Below are 26,492 nucleotides of genomic sequence, written 5' to 3'. Positions count from 1 at the left end.
CCCTGCTGGGCCAGCGCATGAAAACCATGACCTATCTCATTAATCCTTCAAATAAATTTGATGCAGAAAATTTACTTGCCCTCCTTTTGCACATAAAATCCCGGGATTGGTCGCACTGCGACATATCGTCACTGCTTCTACTTCTTTCAAGCTCAGAGACCCTTGCTCTCTGTTAAGGACTGCCAGCATGCCCGACTCGACAGGATTGATTGCCCACAACTGGGGCTTCGCAGTTTTCCTTCTGGGCGTCGTCGGCCTCTGCGCCTTCATGCTCGGCCTCTCCAGTCTGTTGGGTTCCAAAGCCTGGGGCCGCAGCAAAAACGAACCGTTTGAATCCGGCATGCTGCCTACCGGCGGCGCCCGCTTGCGGCTCTCGGCAAAATTTTATCTGGTCGCGATGCTTTTCGTGATTTTCGACATTGAAGCCCTCTTTCTGTACGCCTGGTCTGTGTCCGTCCGCGAAAGCGGCTGGACCGGCTTCGCCGAAGCGCTCGTTTTCATAGCAATTCTGTTGGCAGGTCTTGTCTACCTATGGCGGGTAGGGGCGCTCGATTGGGCTCCCGTTGGTCGTCGTAACCGGCAGGCGAAGCTAAAACAATGAGGCTTTGGCAATGCAATACAATCTCACCAGGATCAACCCGGATGCTCCTAACGAGCAGTACCCCATCGGCGAACGCGAAGTCGTTTCCGATCCGTTAGAAGACCAAGTCCACAAAAACATCTTCATGGGCAAGCTCGAAGACGTACTGAGCGGTGCTGTCAATTGGGGTCGCAAGAACTCCCTTTGGCCGTACAACTTCGGTCTGTCGTGCTGCTACGTGGAAATGACCACCGCCTTCACGGCGCCCCATGACATCGCGCGCTTCGGTGCAGAGGTCATCCGGGCATCGCCGCGTCAGGCGGATTTCATGGTTATCGCCGGTACACCTTTCCTGAAGATGGCCCCGATCATCCAGCGCCTCTATGAGCAAATGCTGGAGCCGAAGTGGGTTATCTCGATGGGCGCGTGTGCCAACTCCGGTGGCATGTACGACATCTATTCAGTGGTTCAGGGCGTGGATAAATTCCTCCCCGTGGATGTTTATGTGCCCGGCTGCCCGCCCCGTCCAGAGGCATTTCTGCAAGGCTTGATGCTGCTGCAGGAATCCATTGGTCAGGAGCGTCGTCCCCTTTCCTGGGTCGTCGGTGATCAGGGCGTTTATCGCGCCGAGATGCCGTCGCAGAAGGAACAGCGCCGCGAACAGCGTATTGCGGTGACAAACCTGCGCAGCCCCGACGAAGTCTGATCCAGTTTTTCTTTTACAAAAAGAAGCCTGAACCTGGGTTCATTCTGTACGTTGACCGATAGCGATCGAGACCTATGACTGCAGACACCGCTCTGTACATCCCGCCTCACAAGGCTGACGACCAAGAGGTCGTCGTTGAACTCCATAACCGTTTTGGCGCTGACGCGTTCACCGCCCAATCCACCGTCACCGGTCTGCCGGTGCTGTGGGTGCAACGTGCCCGGCTGATCGAGGTCCTGACGTTCCTGCGTCAGTTGCCCAAGCCGTACGTCATGCTTTACGACCTGCACGGCGTGGACGAACGTCTGCGCACCAAGCGTCGCGGCTTGCCGGATGCCGACTTCACGGTGTTCTACCATTTGATGTCGATAGAACGTAACAGCGACGTGATGATCAAGGTCGCGCTGTCCGAAAGCGACCTGAGTATGCCGACCGTAACCGGCATCTGGCCGAACGCCAACTGGTACGAACGTGAAGTGTGGGACATGTTCGGGATCGACTTCCCGGGCCACCCGCACCTGACTCGCATCATGATGCCGCCGACCTGGGAAGGTCATCCGCTGCGCAAGGATTTCCCGGCCCGCGCTACCGAGTTCGACCCGTATAGCCTGACGCTGGCCAAGCAGCAGCTGGAAGAGGAAGCCGCGCGTTTCCGTCCGGAAGACTGGGGCATGAAGCGTTCCGGCACCAACGAGGACTACATGTTTCTCAACCTGGGCCCGAACCACCCTTCGGCCCACGGTGCGTTCCGTATAATCCTGCAGCTGGACGGCGAAGAGATCGTCGACTGCGTTCCCGACATCGGCTACCACCACCGTGGCGCCGAGAAGATGGCCGAGCGCCAGTCGTGGCACAGCTACATCCCGTACACCGACCGCATCGATTACCTCGGCGGCGTGATGAACAACCTGCCGTACGTGCTCTCGGTCGAGAAACTGGCCGGGATCACCGTGCCGGACCGGGTCAACGTCATCCGCATCATGATGTCCGAGTTCTTCCGCATCACCAGCCACCTGCTGTTCCTGGGGACCTATATCCAGGACGTGGGCGCAATGACGCCGGTGTTCTTCACCTTCACCGACCGTCAGCGCGCCTACACCGTGATCGAAGCCGTCACCGGCTTCCGTCTGCACCCGGCCTGGTTCCGTATCGGCGGTGTGGCTCACGACCTGCCCCGCGGCTGGGAAAAGCTCGTCAAGGACTTCATCGACTGGATGCCCAAGCGTCTGGACGAGTACACCAAGGCAGCGCTGCAGAACAGCATCCTTAAAGGTCGTACCGTCGGCGTTGCCGCGTACAACACCAAGGAAGCGCTGGAGTGGGGCGTCACCGGGCCTAGCCTGCGCGCCACGGGCCTGGACTTCGACCTGCGCAAGGCGCGTCCGTATTCGGGTTACGAGAACTTCGAATTCGAAGTGCCCCTGGCCCACGACGGCGACGCCTACGACCGCTGCATGGTCCGCGTCGAAGAGATGCGCCAGAGCCTGAAAATCATCGAGCAGTGCATGCGCAACATGCCGGCCGGCCCGTACAAGGCGGATCACCCGCTGACCACGCCGCCGCCGAAAGAACGCACCCTGCAGCACATCGAAACCCTGATCACGCACTTCCTGCAGGTTTCGTGGGGCCCGGTCATGCCGGCCAACGAATCCTTCCAGATGATCGAAGCGACCAAGGGCATCAACAGTTATTACCTGACGAGCGACGGCGGCACCATGAGCTACCGTACCCGGATTCGCACCCCAAGCTACCCGCACCTGCAGCAGATCCCTTCGGTGATCAAAGGCAGCATGGTCGCGGACTTGATCGCGTACCTGGGTAGTATCGATTTCGTTATGGCCGACGTGGACCGCTAAGCATGAACAGCACGCTTATCCAGACAGACCGTTTCGCCCTGAGCGAATCCGAGCGCTCGGCCATCGAGCACGAAATGCATCACTACGAGGACCCGCGCGCGGCGTCCATCGAAGCCCTGAAAATCGTTCAGAAAGAACGCGGCTGGGTGCCGGACGGCGCCATCTACGCCATCGGCGAAGTGCTGGGCATTCCTGCCAGCGACGTGGAAGGCGTGGCGACGTTCTATAGCCAGATCTTCCGCCAGCCGGTTGGCCGACACATCATCCGCGTGTGCAACAGCATGGTCTGCTTCATTGCCGGCCACGAAGACATCGTGGGCGAAATTCAGAGCTCGCTGGGCATCGGCCTCGGCCAGACCACTGCAGACGGTCGCTTCACCCTGTTGCCGGCCTGCTGCCTGGGCAACTGCGACAAGGCGCCGGCGGTCATGATCGACGACGACACATTCGGCAATCTGCAGCCCGCTGGCGTTGCCCGGCTGCTGGAGGACTACGTATGACCATCACTTCCTTCGGCCCCGCCAACCTGATCACCCGTGCCCCGGAAACCCATCCGCTGACCTGGCGTCTGCGCGATGACGGCGAACCGATCTGGCTCGATGAATACCAGAAGAAAGACGGTTACGCAGCAGCGCGCAAGGCGTTCGCCACGCTGTCGCCTGACGAAATCGTCCAGGCCGTCAAGGACTCTGGCCTCAAGGGTCGCGGCGGCGCAGGCTTCCCCACCGGCGTGAAGTGGGGGCTGATGCCCAAAGACGAATCCATGAACATCCGTTACCTGCTGTGTAACGCCGATGAGATGGAGCCCAACACCTGGAAAGACCGCATGCTGATGGAGCAACAGCCCCATCTGCTGATCGAAGGCATGCTGATCAGCGCCCGCGCGCTGAAGGCCTACCGCGGTTACATCTTCCTGCGCGGCGAATACACCACTGCAGCGGTGCACCTGCGTCGTGCGGTGAAAGAAGCCGAAGCGGCCGGCCTGCTGGGCAAGAATATCCTCGGCAGCGGCTTTGATTTCGAGCTGATCGTGCACACCGGCGCCGGGCGTTATATCTGCGGTGAAGAGACCGCACTGATCAACTCCCTGGAAGGCCGTCGCGCCAACCCGCGCTCCAAGCCGCCCTTCCCCGCCGCTGTGGGCGTGTGGGGCAAGCCGACCTGTGTGAACAACGTCGAAACCCTGTGCAACGTGCCGGCCATCGTCAATAACGGCAACGACTGGTACAAGTCGCTCGCCCGCGAAGGCAGTGAAGACCACGGCACCAAGCTGATGGGCTTCTCCGGCAAGGTGAAGAATCCCGGCCTGTGGGAACTGCCGTTCGGTCTCCCGGCTCGCGAGCTGTTTGAAGACTACGCTGGCGGCATGCGCGACGGCTTCAAACTCAAGTGCTGGCAGCCCGGCGGCGCTGGTACGGGCTTCCTGTTGCCTGAGCACCTCGATTGCCAGTTCTACGCCGGCGGCGTGGCCAAGGTGGGCACCCGGATGGGTACCGGCCTGGCGATGGCGGTGGACGACAAGGTCAATATGGTTTCGCTGTTGCGCAACATGGAAGAGTTTTTCGCGCAGGAGTCGTGCGGTTTCTGCACGCCGTGCCGCGACGGCTTGCCGTGGAGCGTGAAGATGCTGCGCGCCCTCGAAAACGGCCAGGGTCAACCGGGCGATATCGAGACGCTGCTGGGGTTGGTCAACTTCCTCGGCCCAGGCAAAACCTTCTGCGCCCACGCACCGGGCGCCGTTGAACCACTGGGCAGCGCGATCAAGTACTTCCGGCCGGAATTCGAGGCAGGCATCGCACCAACACGTGCGGGCGACCTCAATCAGGTCATCAGCCCGACCATGGTCGGCGCATAACACGATAAACGGTCGGCGGCTCATAAGGCCGCCTTCCTGCATCCGACGACGCCGCGAGGCTGTTTGAGTCGGATGCCACCGAGATTCCATTAGCCACGCCCGCTGACACCGGGCCAACGAAGATCTTTGAACCATGGCCACTATCCACGTAGACGGCAAAGCGCTCGAAGTCGATGGCGCAGACAACCTGTTACAGGCATGTCTGTCGCTGGGCCTCGACATCCCTTATTTCTGCTGGCATCCGGCACTTGGCAGTGTTGGCGCCTGTCGCCAGTGCGCAGTCAAGCAGTACACCGACGAGAACGACACCCGCGGTCGTATCGTGATGTCCTGCATGACGCCCGCCACTGACAACACCTGGATCTCCATCGACGACGACGAATCCAAGGCGTTTCGCGCCAGCGTCGTTGAATGGCTGATGACTAACCACCCGCACGACTGCCCGGTCTGCGAGGAAGGTGGTCACTGCCATTTGCAGGACATGACGGTGATGACCGGCCACAACGAGCGCCGGTATCGCTTTACCAAACGCACCCATCAGAATCAGGAACTGGGGCCGTTCATCGCGCATGAGATGAACCGCTGCATCGCCTGCTACCGCTGCGTGCGCTTTTATAAAGACTACGCCGGCGGCACCGACCTCGGTGTATTCGGCGCCCACGACAACGTGTACTTCGGTCGCGTCGAAGACGGCACGCTGGAAAGCGAGTTCTCCGGCAACCTCACCGAGGTCTGCCCGACCGGTGTATTCACCGACAAGACCCACTCCGAGCGCTACAACCGGAAATGGGACATGCAGTTCTCGCCAAGCATCTGCCACGGCTGCTCCAGCGGCTGCAACATCAGCCCGGGCGAGCGTTATGGCGAAATTCGCCGTATCGAGAACCGCTACAACGGGTCGGTGAACCAGTACTTCCTCTGCGACCGTGGCCGTTTCGGTTATGGCTACGTCAATCGCAAGGACCGTCCACGCCAGCCGCTGGCGCAAGGCGTCAAGCTGAGCCTGGATGCCGCGCTGGACAAGGCAGCTGACCTGCTGCGCGGGCGCAACATCGTCGGCATCGGTTCGCCGCGTGCCAGCCTCGAAAGCAACTTCGCCCTGCGCGAACTGGTCGGCGCCGAGCATTTCTATTCGGGTATCGAAGCGGGTGAGCTGGAGCGTCTGCGCCTGATTGCACAAGTGCTGAAAGACAGCCCGCTGCCAATTCCTACGCTGCGTGAAGTCGAAGAGCACGACGCAGTGTTCATTCTCGGCGAAGACGTGACTCAGACGGCTGCACGCATGGCTCTCGGCCTGCGTCAGTTGGTCAAGAACAAAGCCGAAGACATGGCCGCTGCGATGAAAGTCCAGCCATGGCTCGACGCCGCCGTCAAAAACATCGGCCAGCACGAACTGAACCCGCTGTTCATCGCCAGCCTGACGGATACACGTCTGGATGACATCGCTGAAGAATGCGTGCACGCCTCGCCTGACGATCTGGCTCGCATCGGTTTCGCGGTGGCTCACGCCATCGACCCAAGCGCTCCGGCGGTCATCGGTCTGGACGCAGAAGCACTGGAGCTCGCCGAGCGCATCGCCGCAGCACTTCTGGAAGCCAAGCGTCCACTGATCGTGTCGGGCGCCTCGCTGGGCTCGAACGCAGTGATCGAAGCCGCTGCCAACATCGCCAAAGCCCTGAAGCTGCGCGACAAGCAAGGCTCGTTGAGCCTGATCGTGCCGGAAGCCAACAGCATGGGCTTGACCCTGTTCGGTGGCGACTCGGTCGATGCCGCACTGCAGGCGGTGATCTCGGGCAACGCCGACGCCATCGTGGTACTGGAAAACGACTTGTTCACCCGTGTCGACGCCGCGACGGTCAACGCGGCATTGAACGCCGCCAAAGTGGTCATCGTGGCCGATCATCAGAAGACCGCCACCACCGACCGCGCCCACCTGGTGCTGCCGGCCGCGAGCTTTGCCGAGGGTGACGGTACGCTGGTCAGCCAGGAAGGCCGCGCTCAGCGCTTCTTCCAGGTCTTTGACCCAACTTATCTGGATGCCGGCATTCTGGTGCACGAAGGCTGGCGCTGGCTGCACGCCCTGCGCGCCACGCTGTTGAACCAGCCAATTGACTGGACTCAGCTTGACCATGTCACTGCGGCCTGTGCCGCAAGCACGCCGCAACTGGCCGGCATCGTCGGTGCCGCGCCTTCTGCTGCGTTCCGTATCAAGGGTCTGAAACTGGCTCGCGAACCGCTGCGTTACAGCGGCCGTACGGCCATGCGCGCCAACATCAGCGTGCACGAGCCGCGCACGCCACAGGACAAGGACACTGCGTTCGCGTTCTCGATGGAAGGTTATTCAGGCTCGGCCGAACCGCGTTCGCAGGTGCCGTTTGCCTGGTCGCCGGGCTGGAACTCGCCACAGGCGTGGAACAAGTTCCAGGACGAAGTCGGCGGTCACATACGCGCGGGTGATCCGGGCGTACGCCTGATCGAAAGCACGGGCGACAGACTGAGCTGGTTTGCCAACGTGCCGCGCGCGTTCTCTCCTGCCCAGGGCACCTGGCAGGTCGTGCCGTTCTACCACCTGTTCGGCAGCGAGGAGACCTCCTCTAAAGCCGCACCGGTTCAGGAGCGCATTCCGCAGGCATACGTTGCCCTGGCGAAGTCAGAAGCGGACCGCCTGGGTGTCAACGACGGTGCCCTGCTCAGCCTGAGCGTGGCCGGCCAGACCCTGCGTCTGCCGCTGCGCATCAGCGAAGAGTTGGGCGCGGGCCTTGTGGCATTGCCGTCCGGTCTGGCCGGCATTCCTCCGGCTCTGTTCGGCAAAACCGTTGACGCGCTGCAGGAGGCCGCCCTATGACCTGGTTTACCCCTGAAGTGATCGACTCGATCATCGCTGTCGTCAAGGCCATCGTGGTGCTGCTTGCCGTGGTGGTCTGCGGCGCGTTGCTCAGCTTCGTCGAACGTCGTCTGCTGGGCTGGTGGCAGGACCGTTACGGTCCGAACCGCGTTGGCCCCTTCGGCATGTTTCAGATCGCTGCCGACATGCTGAAGATGTTCTTCAAGGAAGACTGGAATCCGCCGTTCGTTGACCGGGTGATCTTCACCCTGGCGCCGGTAGTGGCCATGAGCGCTCTGCTGATCGCCTTCTCGGTCATCCCGGTCACCCAGACCTGGGTGGTCGCCGACCTGAACATCGGGCTGCTGTTCTTCTTCGCCATGGCCGGTCTGTCGGTCTATGCGGTGTTGTTCGCCGGTTGGTCATCGAACAACAAGTACGCCCTGCTGGGCAGCTTGCGGGCTTCGGCGCAGACCGTGTCCTATGAGGTGTTCCTCGGCCTGTCGTTGATGGGGATCGTGGTGCAGGTCGGCTCGTTCAACATGGGCGACATCGTCAAATACCAGGCCGATCATCTGTGGTTCATCATTCCGCAGTTCTTCGGCTTCTGTACGTTCTTCATCGCTGGCGTCGCCGTGACTCACCGTCACCCGTTCGACCAGCCGGAAGCCGAACAGGAACTGGCCGACGGTTACCACATTGAATACGCAGGCATGAAGTGGGGGATGTTCTTCGTCGGCGAGTACATCGGGATCATCCTGATTTCGGCGCTGCTGGTGACCCTGTTCTTCGGCGGTTGGCACGGCCCGTTCGATATCCTGCCGCAACTGTCTTTCATGTGGTTTGCCTTGAAAACCGCGTTCTTCATCATGCTGTTCATCCTGTTGCGTGCTTCGATCCCTCGTCCGCGTTATGACCAGGTGATGGATTTCAGCTGGAAGTTCTGCTTGCCACTGACCCTGATCAATTTGCTGGTGACCGCTGCGGTCGTCCTGGCGGCTCAGTGAGGATTTGACCCATGTTCAAATATATTGGCGACATCGTTAAGGGTACGGGTACGCAGCTGCGCAGCCTGATCATGGTCTTTGGCCATGGCTTCCGTAAGCGTGACACCCTGCAGTATCCAGAGGAGCAGGTGTATCTGCCGCCGCGCTACCGCGGTCGTATTGTCCTGACCCGCGACCCCGACGGCGAAGAGCGCTGCGTGGCCTGTAACCTGTGTGCCGTCGCCTGCCCGGTAGGCTGCATCTCGCTGCAAAAAGCCGAAACCGATGACGGACGCTGGTACCCGGAGTTCTTCCGTATCAACTTCTCGCGCTGCATTTTCTGCGGGATGTGCGAGGAAGCTTGCCCGACCACCGCGATCCAGCTGACACCGGATTTCGAGATGGCCGAGTTCAAACGTCAGGATCTGGTGTACGAGAAGGAAGATCTGCTGATCTCCGGTCCCGGCAAGAACCCTGATTACAACTTCTACCGCGTTGCGGGGATGGCCATCGCCGGCAAGCCGAAAGGCGATGCACAGAACGAAGCCCAGCCCATCAACGTCAAGAGCTTGCTGCCTTAAGGAAGAAAGATGGAATTCGCTTTCTATTTCGCATCCGGCATCGCTGTGGTGGCCACCCTTCGGGTGATCACCAACACGAACCCGGTGCACGCCCTGCTCTACCTGATCATTTCGCTGATCGCCGTGGCCATGACGTTCTTCAGTCTCGGCGCACCGTTCGCCGGCGCGCTTGAAGTGATCGCCTACGCTGGCGCCATCATGGTGCTGTTCGTCTTCGTGGTGATGATGCTGAACCTGGGCCCGGCCTCGGTTCAACAGGAACGCGCGTGGCTCAAGCCCGGCATCTGGCTTGGCCCGATTCTGCTGGGCGGCCTGCTGCTGGCGGAGTTGATCTATGTGCTGTTCGCCAACTCCACAGGCGCTTCCATTGGTCACACCACGGTGGACGCCAAAGCGGTGGGCATCAGCCTGTTTGGCCCTTACCTGCTGGTTGTCGAACTCGCCTCGATGCTGCTGCTTGCGGCAGCCGTGACGGCGTTCCATGTCGGCCGCAACGAGGCGAAGGAGTAACGCCATGAACTCAGCAATCCCTCTGGAACATGGCCTGGCGGTCGCCGGTATCCTGTTCTGCCTCGGCCTGGCGGGCCTGTTGGTACGCCGCAACATTCTGTTCGTGTTGATGAGCCTGGAAGTGATGATGAACGCAGCCGCTCTGGCTTTTGTCGTAGCGGGCAGCCGCTGGGCTCAGCCTGACGGCCAGATCATGTTCATTCTGGTGATCAGCCTTGCCGCAGCCGAGGCCAGTATTGGCCTGGCGATCCTGCTGCAGCTGTATCGCCGCTTCCACACTCTCGATATCGACGCTGCCAGCGAGATGCGCGGATGAACCTACTCTTTTTAACCTTCGTTTTCCCTCTGGTCGGCTTTCTGCTGCTGTCGTTCTCGCGCGGCAAATGGTCAGAGAACCTGTCTGCCTTGATCGGCGTGGGCTCGATTGGCCTGTCGGCCATTGTCGCCGCTTACGTGATCTGGCAATTCAACGTGTCGCCGCCAGAAGGCGGTCACCTGACCATGGTGCTGTGGCGCTGGATGTCGGTAGACGGTTTCGAGCCCAACTTCGCCCTGTATGTCGATGGCCTGTCCATCACCATGCTGGGCGTCGTGGTCGGCGTCGGCTTCCTCATCCACCTGTTCGCCTCGTGGTACATGCGTGGCGAAGACGGCTATTCGCGCTTCTTCGCCTACACCAACCTGTTCATTGCCAGCATGTTGTTCCTGATCCTGGGCGACAATCTGCTGTTCATCTACTTCGGTTGGGAAGGCGTGGGCCTGTGCTCGTACCTGTTGATCGGTTTCTATTACAGCAACCGCAACAACGGCAACGCGGCCCTGAAAGCCTTCATCGTGACCCGCATCGGCGACGTGTTCATGGCCATCGGCCTGTTCATCCTGTTCCAGCAGCTGGGTACGTTGAACATTCAGGAACTGCTGGTTCGTGCGCCACAGCACTTCAAGGTCGGTGACTTCTGGATTGTATTGGCCACGCTGATGCTGCTGGGTGGTGCTGTCGGTAAATCCGCTCAGCTGCCGCTGCAAACCTGGCTGGCAGATGCAATGGCCGGTCCTACGCCGGTTTCAGCGCTGATCCACGCCGCGACCATGGTGACGGCAGGTGTTTACCTGATTGCGCGGACCCACGGTCTGTTCATTCTGGCGCCGGACATCCTCCATCTGGTAGGCATTGTTGGTGGCGTGACCCTGGTGCTGGCGGGTTTCGCAGCCCTGGTGCAGACCGACATCAAACGTATCCTTGCCTACTCGACCATGAGCCAGATCGGCTACATGTTCCTGGCACTGGGTGTGGGTGCGTGGGACGGCGCGATCTTCCACCTGATGACCCACGCTTTCTTCAAGGCACTGTTGTTCCTTGCGTCCGGTGCGGTGATCGTTGCCTGCCATCACGAGCAGAACATCTTCAAGATGGGCGGACTGTGGAAGAAACTGCCGTTGGCCTACGCGAGCTTCATCGTCGGCGGCGCTGCGCTGTCAGCGTTGCCGCTGGTCACGGCGGGCTTCTATTCCAAGGACGAGATCCTTTGGGAAGCCTTCGCCAGCGGTCATCAGTATCTGCTCTATGCCGGTCTGGTCGGTGCGTTCATGACCTCGCTCTATACCTTCCGCCTGATCTTCATTGCCTTCCACGGCGAAGCGAAGACCGAAGCCCACGCCGGCCACGGGATTTCCCACTGGTTGCCGCTGGGTGTGCTGATCGTGCTTTCGACGTTCATCGGCGCCTGGATTCATCCGCCACTGGCCGGTGTATTGCCCCAAAGCGCGGGCCATGCCGGCGGTGAAGCCAAGCACAGCCTGGAAATCGCCTCGGGCGCCATCGCGCTGGCGGGTATCCTCCTGGCCGCCGTGTTGTTCCTCGGCAAGCGTCGTCTGGTCACTGCCATCGCCAACAGCGGCCCGGGTCGTTTCCTGTCCGCGTGGTGGTTTGCAGCGTGGGGCTTTGATTGGGTGTACGACGTGCTGTTCGTCAAACCTTATCTGGCTATCAGCCGCATGCTGCGTAGCGATCCGCTCGACCACACCATCGGCCTGATTCCGCGTCTGGTCAAAGCCGGCAATGGCTTGATGACCCGCACCGAATCCGGTCAGCTCCGCTGGTACGCCGCTTCGATCGCCGCAGGTGCCGTACTGGTACTCGGCGCGATTGTGCTGGTCTGATGAGTCGATATGACATGAACCTTGCGACTTTGCGAAAGGAATTGAGCCCGTCATGATTCTGCCTTGGCTAATCCTGATCCCCTTCATCGGCGGCCTGCTGTGCTGGCAAGGTGAGCGCTTCGGCCCTACCCTGCCGCGCTGGATAGCGCTGTTGACCATGTCTCTCGAGACGATTCTGGGCCTGTGGCTCTGGAGCACCGGTACTTTTACCTATGCACCTGCCCCGGGCGCCGATCCCACCTGGGCGCTTGAATTCAAGCTGCAGTGGATTCAGCGCTTCGGCATCAGCGTGCATCTGGCGCTGGACGGTCTGTCCCTGCTGATGATCCTGCTGACCGGCCTGCTGGGTATCCTCTCGGTACTCTGCTCATGGAAAGAGATCCAGCGTAACGTTGGCTTCTTCCACTTGAACCTGATGTGGATTCTGGGCGGCGTCGTCGGCGTGTTCCTCGCCATCGACCTGTTCATGTTCTTCTTCTTCTGGGAAATGATGCTGGTGCCGATGTATTTCCTCATCGCGCTCTGGGGTCATAGTTCGGCAGATGGCAAGAAGACCCGAATCTACGCGGCGACCAAGTTCTTCATCTTCACTCAGGCCAGTGGTCTGATCATGTTGGTGGCGATCCTGGGTCTGGTGCTGGTGCACTTCAACCAGACCGGCGTGATCACTTTCGGCTACGCAGACCTGCTGAAAACCAAGCTCTCCAACGGGACCGAATACATCCTGATGCTGGGCTTCTTCATCGCGTTTGCGGTGAAGCTGCCGATCGTGCCGCTGCACTCCTGGTTGCCTGACGCTCACGCCCAGGCGCCCACCGCAGGTTCTGTCGACTTAGCGGGTATCCTGCTGAAGACCGCTGCTTACGGTTTGCTGCGTTTCGCCCTGCCGTTGTTCCCGAACGCTTCGGCAGAGTTTGCGCCGATCGCCATGACCCTGGGCCTGATCGGTATTTTCTACGGCGCCTTCCTGGCGTTCGCGCAAACCGACATCAAGCGTCTGATCGCGTTTTCCAGCGTTTCGCACATGGGCTTCGTGCTGATCGGTATCTACTCCGGTAGCCAGCAGGCGCTGCAGGGTGTCGTGGTTCAGATGCTTGCCCACGGTCTGTCGGCAGCTGCGCTGTTTATCCTCAGCGGCCAGTTGTATGAGCGCCTGCACACTCGCGACATGCGTGAAATGGGCGGCTTGTGGAGCAAGATCGCTTATCTGCCTGCCATCAGCCTGTTCTTCGCTGCGGCGTCTCTGGGCTTGCCAGGCACCGGTAACTTTGTCGGTGAGTTCCTGATCCTTATCGGCAGCTTTGTCAGCGCCCCGTGGATCACCGCCATCGCCACCACTGGTCTGGTATTCGGCTCGGTTTACTCGCTGATCATGATCCATCGCGCCTACTTCGGCCCGGCCAAATCGGACGCGGTCTACAACGGCATGGACAATCGGGAACTGATCATGGTGCTGGGTCTGGCGGTGCTGTTGGTGCTGCTGGGCGTTTACCCGCAGCCGATCCTCGACACCTCTTCGGCGACCATGCATGGCGTGCAGCAATGGCTCGGCACCGCCTTCACTCAACTCGCTTCGGCCCGGTAAGAGCGCTATGGACCTGACGATTCAACACTTTATTGCGCTGGCGCCGCTGCTGATTACCAGCATCACCATTGTGGTGGTGATGCTGGGCATCGCATGGCGTCGCAATCACTCGCAATCATTCCTGCTGACAGTAGCGGGACTCAACCTGGCTTTGCTGTCGATCTACCCGGCGCTGAAAGTTGCGCCACTGGTGGTTACGCCATTGCTGCAGATCGACAGCTTTGCCTGCCTGTACATGGGCATCATTCTGGTGTCGACACTGGCCTGCGTTACCTTGGCTCACGCCTATCTGGGTGAAGGCAAGGCGGGCTATCCGGGCAACCGCGAAGAGCTTTACCTGCTGATCCTGATGGCTGCGGCCGGTGGGCTGGTGCTGGTCGCCGCGCAACACCTGGCAAGCCTGTTCATCGGTCTGGAACTGCTATCGGTGCCGGTCTACGGTCTGGTCGCCTACGCCTTCTTCAACAAGCGCTCGCTGGAAGGCGGCATCAAGTACATGGTGCTCTCGGCCGCCGGCTCGGCGTTCCTGCTGTTCGGTATGGCGCTGCTGTATGCCGAATCCGGCAGCCTGGGCTTCAGTGAAATCGGCAAGGCCATCGCGGCCACCGGTATGCCAAGCCCGATCGCAAGCCTGGGGCTGGGCATGATGCTGGTAGGGTTGGGTTTCAAGCTGTCGCTGGTGCCGTTCCACTTGTGGACACCGGACGTGTACGAAGGCGCCCCTGCCCCTGTGGCAGCGTTCCTCGCTACGGCCAGTAAAGTGGCGGTGTTCGGCGTGCTGGTTCGCCTGTTCCAGATCTCCCCTGCGGCCACCAGCGGTGTGCTGACGGATGTGATGTCGGTCATTGCCGTGGCGTCGATCATCGTTGGTAACCTGCTGGCACTGACGCAGAACAACCTCAAGCGGCTACTCGGTTACTCGTCCATCGCGCACTTCGGCTATCTGATGATTGCGATGGTCGCGAGCAAAGGCATGGCAGTCGAGGCGATCAACGTCTACCTGGTGACTTACGTACTGACCAGCCTGGGCGCATTCGGTGTGGTAACGCTGATGTCCTCGCCTTACAGCGGCCGTGACGCCGACGCGATGTTTGAATATCGCGGTCTGTTCTGGCGTCGTCCGTACCTGACGGCGGTGCTGACCGTGATGATGCTGTCGCTGGCAGGTATTCCGCTGACGACGGGCTTCATCGGCAAGTTCTACATCATCGCGACCGGCGTCGAAGCGCACCTGTGGTGGTTGACCGGTACGCTGGTCGTGGGCAGTGCCATCGGCCTGTTCTACTACCTGCGGGTGATGGTGACCCTGTACCTGCAAGACTCCAAGATCCAGCGCCATGACGCGCCGTTCAACTGGGCCCAGCGTGCAGGCGGTGTAATGCTGTTGGGGATTACGCTGCTGGCGTTCTTCCTGGGCGTCTACCCGCAGCCGCTGCTGACCCTGGTGGGCCATGCTGGTTTGTGATGGTTGAGTGATGCACAAAAAACCCTGCCTTCGAGCAGGGTTTTTTATGGCTTTGATTTAGTAGGTCTCTATAACGGCAGGCGCCCTTGATCTTGACCCAGCGCCCCCATGGCCTCTAAAGAATCAACCGGGCAATCGAACTGTCTTTTTGTCACCGGTAAACAACGCCCATGTCGACATGAACAACGCCGCTACCATCGGCCCGATCACAAAACCGTTCAGCCCGAACACCGCCATGCCCCCCAGTGTCGAGATCAGTATCAGATAATCCGGCATCCGCGTGTCCTTGCCGACCAGGATCGGACGCAACACGTTGTCCACCAGCCCGATCACGAATACGCCGAACAACCCCAGCACCACGCCCTGCCAGATCATCCCGCTGAGCAGGAAGTACAAAGCGACCGGTGCCCATACAATCCCCGCTCCTACCGCCGGCAGCAGCGACAGAAAGGCCATCATCACCGCCCACAAGAGTGCGCTGGGGATGTCCAGAATCCAGAAGATGAATCCGCCCAATGCCCCTTGTGTGATCGCCACCACCACGTTGCCTTTGACGGTGGCGCGGACGACCCGGGTAAACTTCAACTGCAGGCGTCGCTTCTGCGGCTCGGCCAAGGGAATGGCGATGCGGATCTTGCGGGTGAGCTCTTGACCGTCGCGCAAGAAAAAGAACAGCAAGTACAGCATGATGAAAAAACTGACGACGAAATCAAACGTGCCCTGACCGAAGCTGAACGCCTGCGTCGCCAGGTAGTTACTGCCCTGCATCGCACTTTTCGCGATCTTGTCGCGCAGTCCGTTGAAATCCCCCATGCCCAGGCGATCAAGCCAATGCTGCACATACGGTGGCAGCAGCACTTTAAACTCAGCCAGGTATTTGGCGATGTCCAGCTGCCCGCTTTCCACGTTCTTGTAGAGCGTCGCGCCCTCCTGAACCATCAGCGCCGCAATGACGATCACCGGGAGGATCGCAATGATCAGACAGATCATTAGCGTGCATAACGAAGTGAGGTTTCGCTGCCAGCCGAAACGGGCCAGCAGACGGCGCTGCAGCGGCGCGAAGATGATGCCGAGGATCACCGCCCAGAAAACCGCGCCATAGAATGGCAGCAGGATCCAGATGAACGCGATGGTCACCAGCACCAGGAGAAGCAGCAGGGTTTTGTTTTGCAGCGAAGTGTCGTTCATGTTCCGTCCATGTCAGTAAGCCGGGCCAAGCACATGGCCTGATGCTTAGTCAGCCAATCGCCGCAGGAGTGCCGCGCCGCAGGTAGAGCAACATGGAGTAGGCGGCGCGGGCAGGACCTGTGAAAGTCCTGCCCGACGGTCCTAGATTCTGAACTGCCTGACCAGTTGGCCAAGCCGCTGGTTCAGCGCTGTAAGGTTGCGAGACGTGGAAGCGCTGTGGCGGGTTTCATCAGCTACGCTTTCGACCGCCACGGCGATCTGGTGAACGCTGCGGTTGATCTCTTCGGCCACCGCCGTCTGCTCTTCAGCGGCACTGGCGATCTGTGCGTTCATGGCATTGATGGTACCGATCAGCTGACCGATCGTGTCCAGCGACGCACCGGCTTCGTTGGCGCGCGCAGAGGTCCCGTCACCCGCTTCACTGGAACGCCGCATCGCTTGCACCGCACCTTGGGTGCCCTGCTGCAAGCGATCAATCATGCCCTGGATTTCCTGAGTGCTTTGTTGCGTGCGGCTGGCCAGCGCTCTTACTTCATCGGCCACCACCGCAAAACCACGACCGGCCTCCCCCGCCCGGGCTGCCTCAATGGCGGCGTTGAGGGCCAGCAGGTTGGTCTGATCCGCGATGGAACGAATCACCCCAAGGACGCCGACGATGGATGACACGTCATTCTGCAGGCTGTCCAGCGAAGTACCGCTGTTGCGGATGTCGTTCACCAGCGCATGAATCTGCTGGATGCTACCATCGACCACGCGTTTGGCCGCCTGACCTTCGGCATCGGTTTGCTGCGCGGCCACCGAAGCGCCCTGCGCGCTTTTGGCGACTTCCTGCGCGGCGGCGGACATCTGATTGATCGCGGTCGCGACTTGATCGGTCTCGTGACGCTGCCGCTCCATGGCCTGCTCCGAGCGCTGCGCCTGATCCGTTACCTCACCGACAAGCCCGGTCAACTGCGCCGTCATCTCGGCAATCTGCCGGACCATCCCATGAATCTTGTCGACAAAGCGATTGAAGGATCCGGCCAACTCTCCAAGCTCGTCTTGGGACGTCACAGCGAGACGCTGGGTAAGATCGCCCTCACCGGCCGCGATGTCGTCAAGATTGGCCTTCATCAGACGCAATGGGCGCAGGATTCCGCCGGCGATCCAGAAGCCAATCGCCGCGATGATCACTAGCACCAGCAACGTGATGCCGATGATGGTGACAAGCATGTCTTGCCGGCGTTCAGCCGCGTTCTTCTGCAGCTCCAGCACTTTGGCGTCGATATTGTCCAGGTTGATCGAAGAACCGAAAGCCATGTCCCATTTGGGCAAATACTCGGTGTAACCGAGCTTGGGCACCAGTTCACTCGAGCCTGGGAGTGCGGACGAGTATTCCAGATAATGGGTACCCGCTTTCGCAACATCCACCAGCCCCGCATTCACGAAAACGCCCTTCGGATCGCGGGCATCCTTGAAGCTCTTGCCAATGCCGTCCGGGCTGTTGCCTTTGAACAGCCTTACCGCTTGGGAATCGTAACCAAAGAAGTACCCGTCCTTGGCGTAGTTGACTTGCGACAGCATCTTGATCACCTGCGCTCGGGCTTCCATATCGCCGGGCGCAGACGCGTCGTAGAGCGGCTTGATCGTGCCCATCGCTACGGCGACATAACTCTGCAACGTCGCCTTGGCCTCCGAGAGCAAGTGCTGCCGGGTTTCTTCAACCTCGCGCTTGCCCTGCTCACGAAGCATAACGATGGTGCTCGCGCTGATGATCAGCGCGAACATCAACACTGGCAGCACCGCGAGCGAAAGTACTTTGGCTTTGAGATTTAGCCGCATAGGAGTCATGACCCTTTGTTCTTGTGTGTAGCGCCGTTGGGGTTTCCTAAGGGTTAACGGCCCGGCGCACAAAAAGTTGAGGTCAGGTCAACGGGGGCACGCTTTCGGAAGCAGACAACTGTGGGCTGTGTCGCTCAGGTAGATCAATTCGCACTTGCAGGCCGCCCATGGGGCTGTCCAGCAATTGAATCTGCCCGCCCCACGCCTCAACAATGTCTTTGACGATACCCAGGCCCAGGCCATGGCCGGTCACCTGCTCATCCAGGCGATTGCCGCGGCCAAGCACCTCATCGCGATGCTGCGAGGGAATACCCGGGCCATCGTCGTCTATCATCAGCCAGTAACCCTCCCCGGCTGGGGTGATGGTCAGGCTGACCAGGCTGTCCGCCCACTTGCAGGCGTTATCCATGACATTGCCCAACAATTCGAGAATGTCTTCTCGATCCCAAGGCAGGAATAGACCCTCGGCCATTTCGCAGCGCAAATCGAGATGCTCGCCGTGAATCATCCGCAACGTATCAAGCAATCCGGGCACTTCCGCTGTGCAATCAAACCGTGCGCCCGGCAACGCATCGCCGGATAAACGTGCGCGGTTGAGTTCTCGTTCGAGGCGCTGCTGGATATGCTGCAACTGATCGCGCAGCGTAGCGCGCACGTGCGGATGCTCGGTCAGCTTGTCACCTTCGGCTAGGCTCATCAGCACGGCAAGCGGCGTCTTTAGCGCATGGCCCAGGTTGCCAAGGGCGTTGCGGGATCGCTTGAGACTGTCCTCGGTGTGGGCCAGCAGGTGATTGATCTGGGCGACCAGCGGTTCAAGCTCCACCGGTACCCGGTCGTCCAGCTGCGAGCGCTGCCCCTGTTGCAGCTGAAATATCTGCTCCCGGGCTCGATCCAGCGGGCGCAGCGCTCGCCTGACCGTTACCCGCTGTAGCACAAGAATCAGGACGAGAGCCATGAGGCCCAACCCGAGGCCGATGCGTTGAACCAGCGCAAAGCTGTCACGTACAGGCGTGTAGTCCTGAGCGACGGTGATAGAAATGGTCTGGCCAAACTTGCGGTAATCGGTGTGCAGCAGCAACAGCGACTGGTTGGTCTTTTCCAGCGCAAGGTCGGCATGCAGACCAGGCTGGCCTGGGTAAGGCAGTTCCACATCCCACAACGAACGCGAACGCCAATGGCCCTGGGCAAGATCAACTCGGAAGTAGTGCCCCGAATAGGGACGCAGATAGCCGGGGGAAAGCCGATGCTCGTCGAGTTCCAGACCATCGGGGCCTCGTACCAAGGCCACCAACAGTGACTCGCTCTCGTTACGCAGCCCGGATTCAAGATAGCGCTGCAAGCCTATTTCGAAGAGCCACAGGCTTATTTGTGCCAAGACCAGCCCAACTATCAGCAGCACACTGACAAGGCCCAGACTCAGCCGCCGCTGAATCGACTTCACTCGCCCGTCCCGGCAAACCGATAACCCTGCCCCCGTCGCGTCTCGACCACCGCACGCCCGAGCTTGCGCCTGAGATGATTGACGTGAACCTCAATAACATTTGAGTCGCGCTCGTTCTCGCCATCGTACAGATGTTCGGCCAAGTGGCTTTTGGACAGAATCTGCCCCGGATGCAGCATAAAGTAACGCAGCAGACGAAACTCCGCAGACGTCAACTGGATCTCTTCGTCGTCGCGACTGACGCATTGGCGGCCTTCGTCGAGGTGCAGGCCAGACGCTTCGAGTCTTGGCTGATTGGCCAGACCGCGCACACGGCGAAGCAGCGACTGCAGACGCAGCTGAAGCTCTTCAGGGTGGAAAGGTTTGGTCAGGTAATCATCCGCGCCCGCTTTGAGGCCTTCGATGCGTTCAGCCCAGGAAGCGCGCGCGGTCAGAATAAGTACGGGTGTGGACAATCCACTTGCGCGCCATTTTTGCAGGACTTCAAGCCCGGGAATCCCGGGAAGCCCCAGATCAAGGACAATCAGGTCGTAAGGCTCTGTTGTCCCTTGATGAATGGCGTCCCGGCCATCGGCCAACCAGTCGATCGCATAGCCCTGTCGGCCAAGCGTGCTGATGAGCTCATCCGCCAAGGGAACGTGATCCTCTACCAATAGCAAACGCATCAATCGTCTTCCTTGTCTTGCAGCAGGTGACTGTCACCGGCATCGAACTTCAACTCACGTACGACATGATCGGCGGTCAATAACTCGATCTCATACACCAGAGCCCCGTGTTTTTCCTCCAGCTCGGCTTCCAGCAGTTTGGAACCGGGATAGCGCCCGAGCGCTTGATCGATGAACTGTTCAAGAGGAAGAATGACCCCCTTCCTTCGTAGTTCGAGCACCTCGTCCTGATTGAGATCCCGAGCAAAGCCACTTAGGCTCTGAGTGACCGCGCATGCGGCCACTACGCAGTAAACGAAACGCCTGGCGGGACGCTTACCGGATGTCATCACGCGTCCTGATGATCTTTGAGTACCTGGCCACTAACGGCGTCGACTTCGACATCCCACTCGACACCCTGGGCGTCACGCAGCTCGATCTGGTAAACGTATTTGCCATATTCCTGTTCCAGCTCAGTGTCTGTGATGGTTGCTTTGGGATGCTTGCCCAAGGCAACCGCGTTGAGCTTTTCAAAAGACTGGATAGTACCTGCATCACGCAACTTCAGCGCCTCATCCGGGCCCAGGTCCCGGGCTTGCACATAGCCGGCAGTAGCCATAAGGGTGGTAGCAGCAATTACAACAGTCAGGGTTTTCATGATTTGTCTCCGTAGATTTGAGGTGTTTACGGAAATCACGTTAAACGAACCAACTTAATTGAAGCTGAATCTATCTGGCTACATGCCATTATGCCGCAAACTCGCCCTGCGTATCGGCGCGCTCCCAAGGGTTAATCCATGCGCCGCTTCACGGAGCGACGGGCGCTGCCTGTCCCTCGCTAATCCATTGCTGATAAACTTACAGCCTGCATTTATCGCGCTGGCGATCGCCACTTCTGAAGGCCTATATCACCGTGGAAATTTTCAAAGAATTTACGTTCGAGTCTGCTCACCGGCTCCCCCACGTACCGGAAGGTCACAAGTGTGGGCGCCTGCACGGGCACTCTTTTCGAGTAGCGATCTATCTCAAGGGTGAACCCGATCCTCATACAGGCTGGATTCGCGATTTTTCCGAGATCAAAACGATTTTCAAGCCGCTGTATGAACGCCTGGATCATAACTACCTGAACGACATCCCTGGCCTTGAAAACCCAACCAGCGAAGTGCTGGTCAAGTGGATCTGGAATGAGCTGAAGCCGCTGCTGCCGGAACTCTCCGCCATTCGTATTCACGAAACTTGCACCAGCGGATGTGTCTACCGCGGCGACTGACCTTGTCTGGTCGATGAAATAAAGCCACCCGTCAGGGTGGTTTTTTTTGGGCAAGGATCTCGCCCTTTTTTGCGCGCAAAAACAAAACCCCATCTGCGCAAGCAGATGGGGTTCTGGAATTTAATCTTGACGATGACCTACTCTCACATGGGGAAACCCCACACTACCATCGGCGATGCATCGTTTCACTGCTGAGTTCGGGATGGGATCAGGTGGTTCCAACGCTCTATGGTCGTCAAGAAATTCGGGTGCCGACTCGTCCTCTCGAACGCTTCGGCAAATCGGGTATGTGATCAGGTGTCTGTCTGTGTGGTCGCAAACTTTCGTCTTCATGCGTCTTCACACACCGCAATCTGCTGTCTGTCTGCAGATTGCTTGGGTGTTATATGGTCAAGCCTCACGGGCAATTAGTATTGGTTAGCTCAACGCCTCACAGCGCTTACACACCCAACCTATCAACGTCGTAGTCTTCGACGGCCCTTCAGGGAACTCAAGGTTCCAGTGAGATCTCATCTTGAGGCAAGTTTCCCGCTTAGATGCTTTCAGCGGTTATCTTTTCCGAACATAGCTACCCGGCAATGCCACTGGCGTGACAACCGGAACACCAGAGGTTCGTCCACTCCGGTCCTCTCGTACTAGGAGCAGCCCCTCTCAAATCTCAAACGTCCACGGCAGATAGGGACCGAACTGTCTCACGACGTTCTAAACCCAGCTCGCGTACCACTTTAAATGGCGAACAGCCATACCCTTGGGACCGGCTTCAGCCCCAGGATGTGATGAGCCGACATCGAGGTGCCAAACACCGCCGTCGATATGAACTCTTGGGCGGTATCAGCCTGTTATCCCCGGAGTACCTTTTATCCGTTGAGCGATGGCCCTTCCATACAGAACCACCGGATCACTAAGACCTACTTTCGTACCTGCTCGACGTGTCTGTCTCGCAGTCAAGCGCGCTTTTGCCTTTATACTCTACGACCGATTTCCGACCGGTCTGAGCGCACCTTCGTACTCCTCCGTTACTCTTTAGGAGGAGACCGCCCCAGTCAAACTACCCACCATACACTGTCCTCGATCCGGATAACGGACCTGAGTTAGAACCTCAAAGTTGCCAGGGTGGTATTTCAAGGTTGGCTCCACGCAGACTGGCGTCCACGCTTCAAAGCCTCCCACCTATCCTACACAAGCAAATTCAAAGTCCAGTGCAAAGCTATAGTAAAGGTTCACGGGGTCTTTCCGTCTAGCCGCGGATACACTGCATCTTCACAGCGATTTCAATTTCACTGAGTCTCGGGTGGAGACAGCGCCGCCATCGTTACGCCATTCGTGCAGGTCGGAACTTACCCGACAAGGAATTTCGCTACCTTAGGACCGTTATAGTTACGGCCGCCGTTTACCGGGGCTTCGATCAAGAGCTTCGCGTTAGCTAACCCCATCAATTAACCTTCCGGCACCGGGCAGGCGTCACACCCTATACGTCCACTTTCGTGTTTGCAGAGTGCTGTGTTTTTAATAAACAGTCGCAGCGGCCTGGTATCTTCGACCGGCATGAGCTTACGGAGCAAGTCCTTCACCCTCACCGGCGCACCTTCTCCCGAAGTTACGGTGCCATTTTGCCTAGTTCCTTCACCCGAGTTCTCTCAAGCGCCTTGGTATTCTCTACCCAACCACCTGTGTCGGTTTGGGGTACGGTTCCTGGTTACCTGAAGCTTAGAAGCTTTTCTTGGAAGCATGGCATCAACCACTTTGTGTTCTAAAAGAACACTCGTCATCAGCTCTCGGCCTTGAAACCCCGGATTTACCTAAGATTTCAGCCTACCACCTTAAACCTGGACAACCAACGCCAGGCTGGCCTAGCCTTCTCCGTCCCTCCATCGCAATAACCAGAAGTACAGGAATATTAACCTGTTTTCCATCGACTACGCTTTTCAGCCTCGCCTTAGGGACCGACTAACCCTGCGTCGATTAACGTTGCGCAGGAAACCTTGGTCTTTCGGCGTGGGTGTTTTTCACACCCATTGTCGTTACTCATGTCAGCATTCGCACTTCTGATACCTCCAGCAAGCTTCTCAACTCACCTTCACAGGCTTACAGAACGCTCCTCTACCGCATCACTTGCGTGATACCCGTAGCTTCGGTGCATGGTTTGAGCCCCGTTACATCTTCCGCGCAGGCCGACTCGACTAGTGAGCTATTACGCTTTCTTTAAAGGGTGGCTGCTTCTAAGCCAACCTCCTAGCTGTCTAAGCCTTCCCACATCGTTTCCCACTTAACCATGACTTTGGGACCTTAGCTGACGGTCTGGGTTGTTTCCCTTTTCACGACGGACGTTAGCACCCGCCGTGTGTCTCCCATGCTCGGCACTTGTAGGTATTCGGAGTTTGCATCGGTTTGGTAAGTCGGGATGACCCCCTAGCCGAAACAGTGCTCTACCCCCTACAGTGATACATGAGGCGCTACCTAAATAGCTTTCGAGGAGAACCAGCTATCTCCGAGCTTGATTAGCCTTTCACTCCGATCCACAGGTCATCCGCTAACTTTTCAACGGTAGTCGGTTCGGTCCTCCAGTCAGTGTTACCTAACCTTCAACCTGCCCATGGATAGATCGCCCGGTTTCGGGTCTATTCCCAGCGACTAGACGCCCTATTAAGACTCGCTTTCGCTACGCCTCCCCTATTCGGTTAAGCTCGCCACTGAAAATAAGTCGCTGACCCATTATACAAAAGGTACGCAGTCACCCAACAAAGTGGGCTCCCACTGCTTGTACGCATACGGTTTCAGGATCTATTTCACTCCGCTCTCCGCGGTTCTTTTCGCCTTTCCCTCACGGTACTGGTTCACTATCGGTCAGTCAGTAGTATTTAGCCTTGGAGGATGGTCCCCCCATGTTCAGACAAGGTTTCTCGTGCCCCGTCCTACTCGATTTCATTGACAAGAGATTTTCGCGTACAGGGCTATCACCCACTATGGCCGCACTTTCCAGAGCGTTCCGCTAATCTCAAATCAACTTAAGGGCTGGTCCCCGTTCGCTCGCCACTACTAAGGGAATCTCGGTTGATTTCTTTTCCTCAGGGTACTTAGATGTTTCAGTTCCCCTGGTTCGCTCCATACACCTATGTATTCAGTGTAAGGTAACTGTCTTATGACAGCTGGGTTCCCCCATTCAGACATCTCCGGATCACAGTCTGTTTGCCGACTCCCCGAAGCTTTTCGCAGGCTACCACGTCTTTCATCGCCTCTGACTGCCAAGGCATCCACCGTATGCGCTTCTTCACTTGACCATATAACCCCAAGCAATCTGGTTATACTGTGAAGACGACATTCGCCGAAAGTTTGCATTTCACAAACTTTACCTTAGCCTGGACACGCACCAGTGAAAGAGGTGCCCAGTCTATATTTCAATCACATACCCAAATTTTTAAAGAACGATCTAATCAAAAGACTAGAAATCAACACTCATCATCCACTGGATGGAGCGCTCATTTCTAAGCTTTCAGCAGTCAGAAGCAGTTATGGTGGAGCCAAACGGGATCGAACCGTTGACCTCCTGCGTGCAAGGCAGGCGCTCTCCCAGCTGAGCTATGGCCCCATAACAAAATTGGTGGGTCTGGGCAGATTCGAACCGCAAAAACCTGACCTCACCACTTTTTACCTTGGGGGCGGGGTGCGCTCTATCCAACAACTCACCAGTAAACTGGTGGGTCTGGGCAGATTCGAACTGCCGACCTCACCCTTATCAGGGGTGCGCTCTAACCAACTGAGCTACAGACCCGAATCGGGTTTGCAAAGCAAAAAACTGCTTCTATCGTCTTCTTCAATGAATCAAGCAATTCGTGTGGGAACTTGCGAAGAAGCTGAGTCTTCGATTAAGGAGGTGATCCAGCCGCAGGTTCCCCTACGGCTACCTTGTTACGACTTCACCCCAGTCATGAATCACACCGTGGTAACCGTCCTCCCGAAGGTTAGACTAGCTACTTCTGGTGCAACCCACTCCCATGGTGTGACGGGCGGTGTGTACAAGGCCCGGGAACGTATTCACCGCGACATTCTGATTCGCGATTACTAGCGATTCCGACTTCACGCAGTCGAGTTGCAGACTGCGATCCGGACTACGATCGGTTTTCTGGGATTAGCTCCACCTCGCGGCTTGGCAACCCTCTGTACCGACCATTGTAGCACGTGTGTAGCCCAGGCCGTAAGGGCCATGATGACTTGACGTCATCCCCCACCTTCCTCCGGTTTGTCACCGGCAGTCTCCTTAGAGTGCCCACCTTAACGTGCTGGTAACTAAGGACAAGGGTTGCGCTCGTTACGGGACTTAACCCAACATCTCACGACACGAGCTGACGACAGCCATGCAGCACCTGTCTCAATGTTCCCGAAGGCACCAATCCATCTCTGGAAAGTTCATTGGATGTCAAGGCCTGGTAAGGTTCTTCGCGTTGCTTCGAATTAAACCACATGCTCCACCGCTTGTGCGGGCCCCCGTCAATTCATTTGAGTTTTAACCTTGCGGCCGTACTCCCCAGGCGGTCAACTTAATGCGTTAGCTGCGCCACTAAAAGCTCAAGGCTTCCAACGGCTAGTTGACATCGTTTACGGCGTGGACTACCAGGGTATCTAATCCTGTTTGCTCCCCACCTTTCGCACCTCAGTGTCAGTATGAGCCCAGGTGGTCGCCTTCGCCACTGGTGTTCCTTCCTATATCTACGCATTTCACCGCTACACAGGAAATTCCACCACCCTCTGCCCTACTCTAGCTTGCCAGTTTTGGATGCAGTTCCCAGGTTTGAGCCCGGGGATTTCACATTCAACTTAACAAACCACCTACGCGCGCTTTACGCCCAGTAATTCCGATTAACGCTTGCACCCTCTGTATTACCGCGGCTGCTGGCACAGAGTTAGCCGGTGCTTATTCTGTCGGTAACGTCAAAACAGCGAAGTATTAATTAGCTGCCCTTCCTCCCAACTTAAAGTGCTTTACAATCCGAAGACCTTCTTCACACACGCGGCATGGCTGGATC

General features: G+C 58.3%; 20 protein-coding genes, 2 tRNA genes and 3 rRNA genes. 14 read left to right on the top strand and 11 right to left on the bottom strand.

Going from position 1 to position 26,492, the window contains the following annotated elements; all coding sequences use genetic code 11:
* The first annotated feature begins 187 nt into the window (after positions 1 to 187).
* The 13 genes from LT42_RS00125 (at position 188) to nuoN (ending at position 15,108) form a co-directional block, all read left to right on the top strand.
* Positions 188 to 601, top strand: a complete 414-nt coding sequence (locus LT42_RS00125; RefSeq protein ID WP_037008823.1) for an NADH-quinone oxidoreductase subunit A — start codon at positions 188 to 190, stop codon at positions 599 to 601.
* 10 nt (positions 602 to 611) lie between these two features.
* Positions 612 to 1,286: a NuoB/complex I 20 kDa subunit family protein gene (locus tag LT42_RS00120; RefSeq protein WP_037008821.1), complete on the top strand. Its 675-nt coding sequence runs from the start codon at positions 612 to 614 to the stop codon at positions 1,284 to 1,286.
* Positions 1,287 to 1,360: 74 nt separating this feature from the next.
* Positions 1,361 to 3,142, top strand: a complete 1,782-nt coding sequence (gene nuoC, locus LT42_RS00115; protein WP_037008819.1) for an NADH-quinone oxidoreductase subunit C/D — start codon at positions 1,361 to 1,363, stop codon at positions 3,140 to 3,142.
* A gap of 2 nt (positions 3,143 to 3,144) precedes the next feature.
* Positions 3,145 to 3,642 (top strand): NADH-quinone oxidoreductase subunit NuoE, encoded by a 498-nt coding sequence (nuoE, locus tag LT42_RS00110; protein WP_037008818.1) that lies wholly within the window; start codon positions 3,145 to 3,147, stop codon positions 3,640 to 3,642.
* Positions 3,639 to 4,997 (top strand): NADH-quinone oxidoreductase subunit NuoF, encoded by a 1,359-nt coding sequence (gene nuoF / locus LT42_RS00105; protein ID WP_037008815.1) that lies wholly within the window; start codon positions 3,639 to 3,641, stop codon positions 4,995 to 4,997. Before nuoE ends, nuoF begins: the two co-directional genes overlap by 4 nt.
* 133 nt (positions 4,998 to 5,130) lie before the next feature.
* Complete coding sequence (nuoG, locus tag LT42_RS00100; protein WP_037008814.1) at positions 5,131 to 7,842, top strand: NADH-quinone oxidoreductase subunit NuoG; 2,712 nt, start codon at positions 5,131 to 5,133, stop codon at positions 7,840 to 7,842.
* The gene (gene nuoH / locus LT42_RS00095) at positions 7,839 to 8,828 is read left to right on the top strand and encodes an NADH-quinone oxidoreductase subunit NuoH (protein WP_037008811.1); all 990 of its coding nucleotides are present in this window, start codon (positions 7,839 to 7,841) and stop codon (positions 8,826 to 8,828) included. The genes nuoG and nuoH overlap by 4 nt, the downstream gene beginning before the upstream one ends.
* Before the next feature lie 11 nt (positions 8,829 to 8,839).
* A complete protein-coding gene (gene nuoI / locus LT42_RS00090; protein ID WP_037008808.1) occupies positions 8,840 to 9,388 on the top strand; it encodes an NADH-quinone oxidoreductase subunit NuoI in 549 nt (182 codons plus the stop codon).
* A 9-nt stretch (positions 9,389 to 9,397) separates the two neighbouring features.
* Positions 9,398 to 9,898, top strand: a complete 501-nt coding sequence (gene nuoJ, locus LT42_RS00085; protein ID WP_037008804.1) for an NADH-quinone oxidoreductase subunit J — start codon at positions 9,398 to 9,400, stop codon at positions 9,896 to 9,898.
* A gap of 4 nt (positions 9,899 to 9,902) precedes the next feature.
* Positions 9,903 to 10,214 carry an NADH-quinone oxidoreductase subunit NuoK gene (nuoK, locus tag LT42_RS00080; protein ID WP_037008802.1) on the top strand — a complete coding sequence of 104 codons (312 nt, stop codon included), beginning with the start codon at positions 9,903 to 9,905 and terminating at the stop codon, positions 10,212 to 10,214.
* Positions 10,211 to 12,058, top strand: coding sequence for an NADH-quinone oxidoreductase subunit L (gene nuoL, locus LT42_RS00075; RefSeq protein WP_037008800.1), 1,848 nt, complete (start codon positions 10,211 to 10,213; stop codon positions 12,056 to 12,058). Before nuoK ends, nuoL begins: the two co-directional genes overlap by 4 nt.
* A gap of 52 nt (positions 12,059 to 12,110) precedes the next feature.
* Positions 12,111 to 13,643 (top strand): NADH-quinone oxidoreductase subunit M, encoded by a 1,533-nt coding sequence (gene nuoM, locus LT42_RS00070; protein ID WP_037008799.1) that lies wholly within the window; start codon positions 12,111 to 12,113, stop codon positions 13,641 to 13,643.
* A gap of 7 nt (positions 13,644 to 13,650) precedes the next feature.
* Complete coding sequence (nuoN, locus tag LT42_RS00065; RefSeq protein WP_037008798.1) at positions 13,651 to 15,108, top strand: NADH-quinone oxidoreductase subunit NuoN; 1,458 nt, start codon at positions 13,651 to 13,653, stop codon at positions 15,106 to 15,108.
* A gap of 123 nt (positions 15,109 to 15,231) precedes the next feature.
* Here nuoN and LT42_RS00060 read toward each other — a convergent pair whose 3' ends face one another.
* The 6 genes from LT42_RS00060 to LT42_RS00035 all read right to left on the bottom strand — a co-directional run bounded on the left by LT42_RS00060 (position 15,232) and on the right by LT42_RS00035 (position 20,860).
* Entirely contained in the window at positions 15,232 to 16,296 is a 1,065-nt protein-coding gene (locus tag LT42_RS00060) for an AI-2E family transporter (protein WP_037008791.1), read from the bottom strand.
* Positions 16,297 to 16,437: 141 nt separating this feature from the next.
* The gene (locus LT42_RS00055) at positions 16,438 to 18,117 is read right to left on the bottom strand and encodes a methyl-accepting chemotaxis protein (RefSeq protein ID WP_037008789.1); all 1,680 of its coding nucleotides are present in this window, start codon (positions 18,115 to 18,117) and stop codon (positions 16,438 to 16,440) included.
* Positions 18,118 to 18,199: 82 nt separating this feature from the next.
* Positions 18,200 to 19,558 carry an ATP-binding protein gene (locus LT42_RS00050; RefSeq protein WP_052074942.1) on the bottom strand — a complete coding sequence of 453 codons (1,359 nt, stop codon included), beginning with the start codon at positions 19,556 to 19,558 and terminating at the stop codon, positions 18,200 to 18,202.
* Positions 19,555 to 20,223 (bottom strand): response regulator transcription factor, encoded by a 669-nt coding sequence (locus tag LT42_RS00045; protein WP_037008786.1) that lies wholly within the window; start codon positions 20,221 to 20,223, stop codon positions 19,555 to 19,557. Before LT42_RS00045 ends, LT42_RS00050 begins: the two co-directional genes overlap by 4 nt.
* Complete coding sequence (locus LT42_RS00040) at positions 20,223 to 20,552, bottom strand: PepSY domain-containing protein (RefSeq protein WP_037008783.1); 330 nt, start codon at positions 20,550 to 20,552, stop codon at positions 20,223 to 20,225. Before LT42_RS00040 ends, LT42_RS00045 begins: the two co-directional genes overlap by 1 nt.
* The gene (locus LT42_RS00035) at positions 20,552 to 20,860 is read right to left on the bottom strand and encodes a PepSY domain-containing protein (protein WP_037008780.1); all 309 of its coding nucleotides are present in this window, start codon (positions 20,858 to 20,860) and stop codon (positions 20,552 to 20,554) included. Before LT42_RS00035 ends, LT42_RS00040 begins: the two co-directional genes overlap by 1 nt.
* Before the next feature lie 254 nt (positions 20,861 to 21,114).
* Here LT42_RS00035 and queD point away from each other — a divergent pair, with 254 nt between their 5' ends.
* Positions 21,115 to 21,471, top strand: coding sequence for a 6-carboxytetrahydropterin synthase QueD (gene queD / locus LT42_RS00030; RefSeq protein WP_081955267.1), 357 nt, complete (start codon positions 21,115 to 21,117; stop codon positions 21,469 to 21,471).
* Positions 21,472 to 21,595: 124 nt separating this feature from the next.
* Here the strand turns inward: queD and rrf are convergent.
* The 5 genes from rrf to LT42_RS00005 all read right to left on the bottom strand — a co-directional run.
* Positions 21,596 to 21,711, bottom strand: a 5S ribosomal RNA gene (gene rrf / locus LT42_RS00025).
* 146 nt (positions 21,712 to 21,857) lie between these two features.
* Positions 21,858 to 24,749, bottom strand: a 23S ribosomal RNA gene (locus LT42_RS00020).
* Between the two features lie 232 nt (positions 24,750 to 24,981).
* Positions 24,982 to 25,057: transfer RNA gene (locus tag LT42_RS00015), tRNA-Ala, on the bottom strand.
* Positions 25,058 to 25,163: 106 nt separating this feature from the next.
* Positions 25,164 to 25,240 (bottom strand) — tRNA-Ile (locus LT42_RS00010).
* A gap of 95 nt (positions 25,241 to 25,335) precedes the next feature.
* Positions 25,336 to 26,492, bottom strand: a 16S ribosomal RNA gene (locus LT42_RS00005); the annotation flags it as partial.

It is taken from the genome of Pseudomonas lutea (assembly GCF_000759445.1).
GTDB lineage: Bacteria > Pseudomonadota > Gammaproteobacteria > Pseudomonadales > Pseudomonadaceae > Aquipseudomonas > Aquipseudomonas lutea.
Note: the sequence above shows the minus strand (reverse complement) of the source record. Positions and strands in the feature narration are given on the sequence as shown.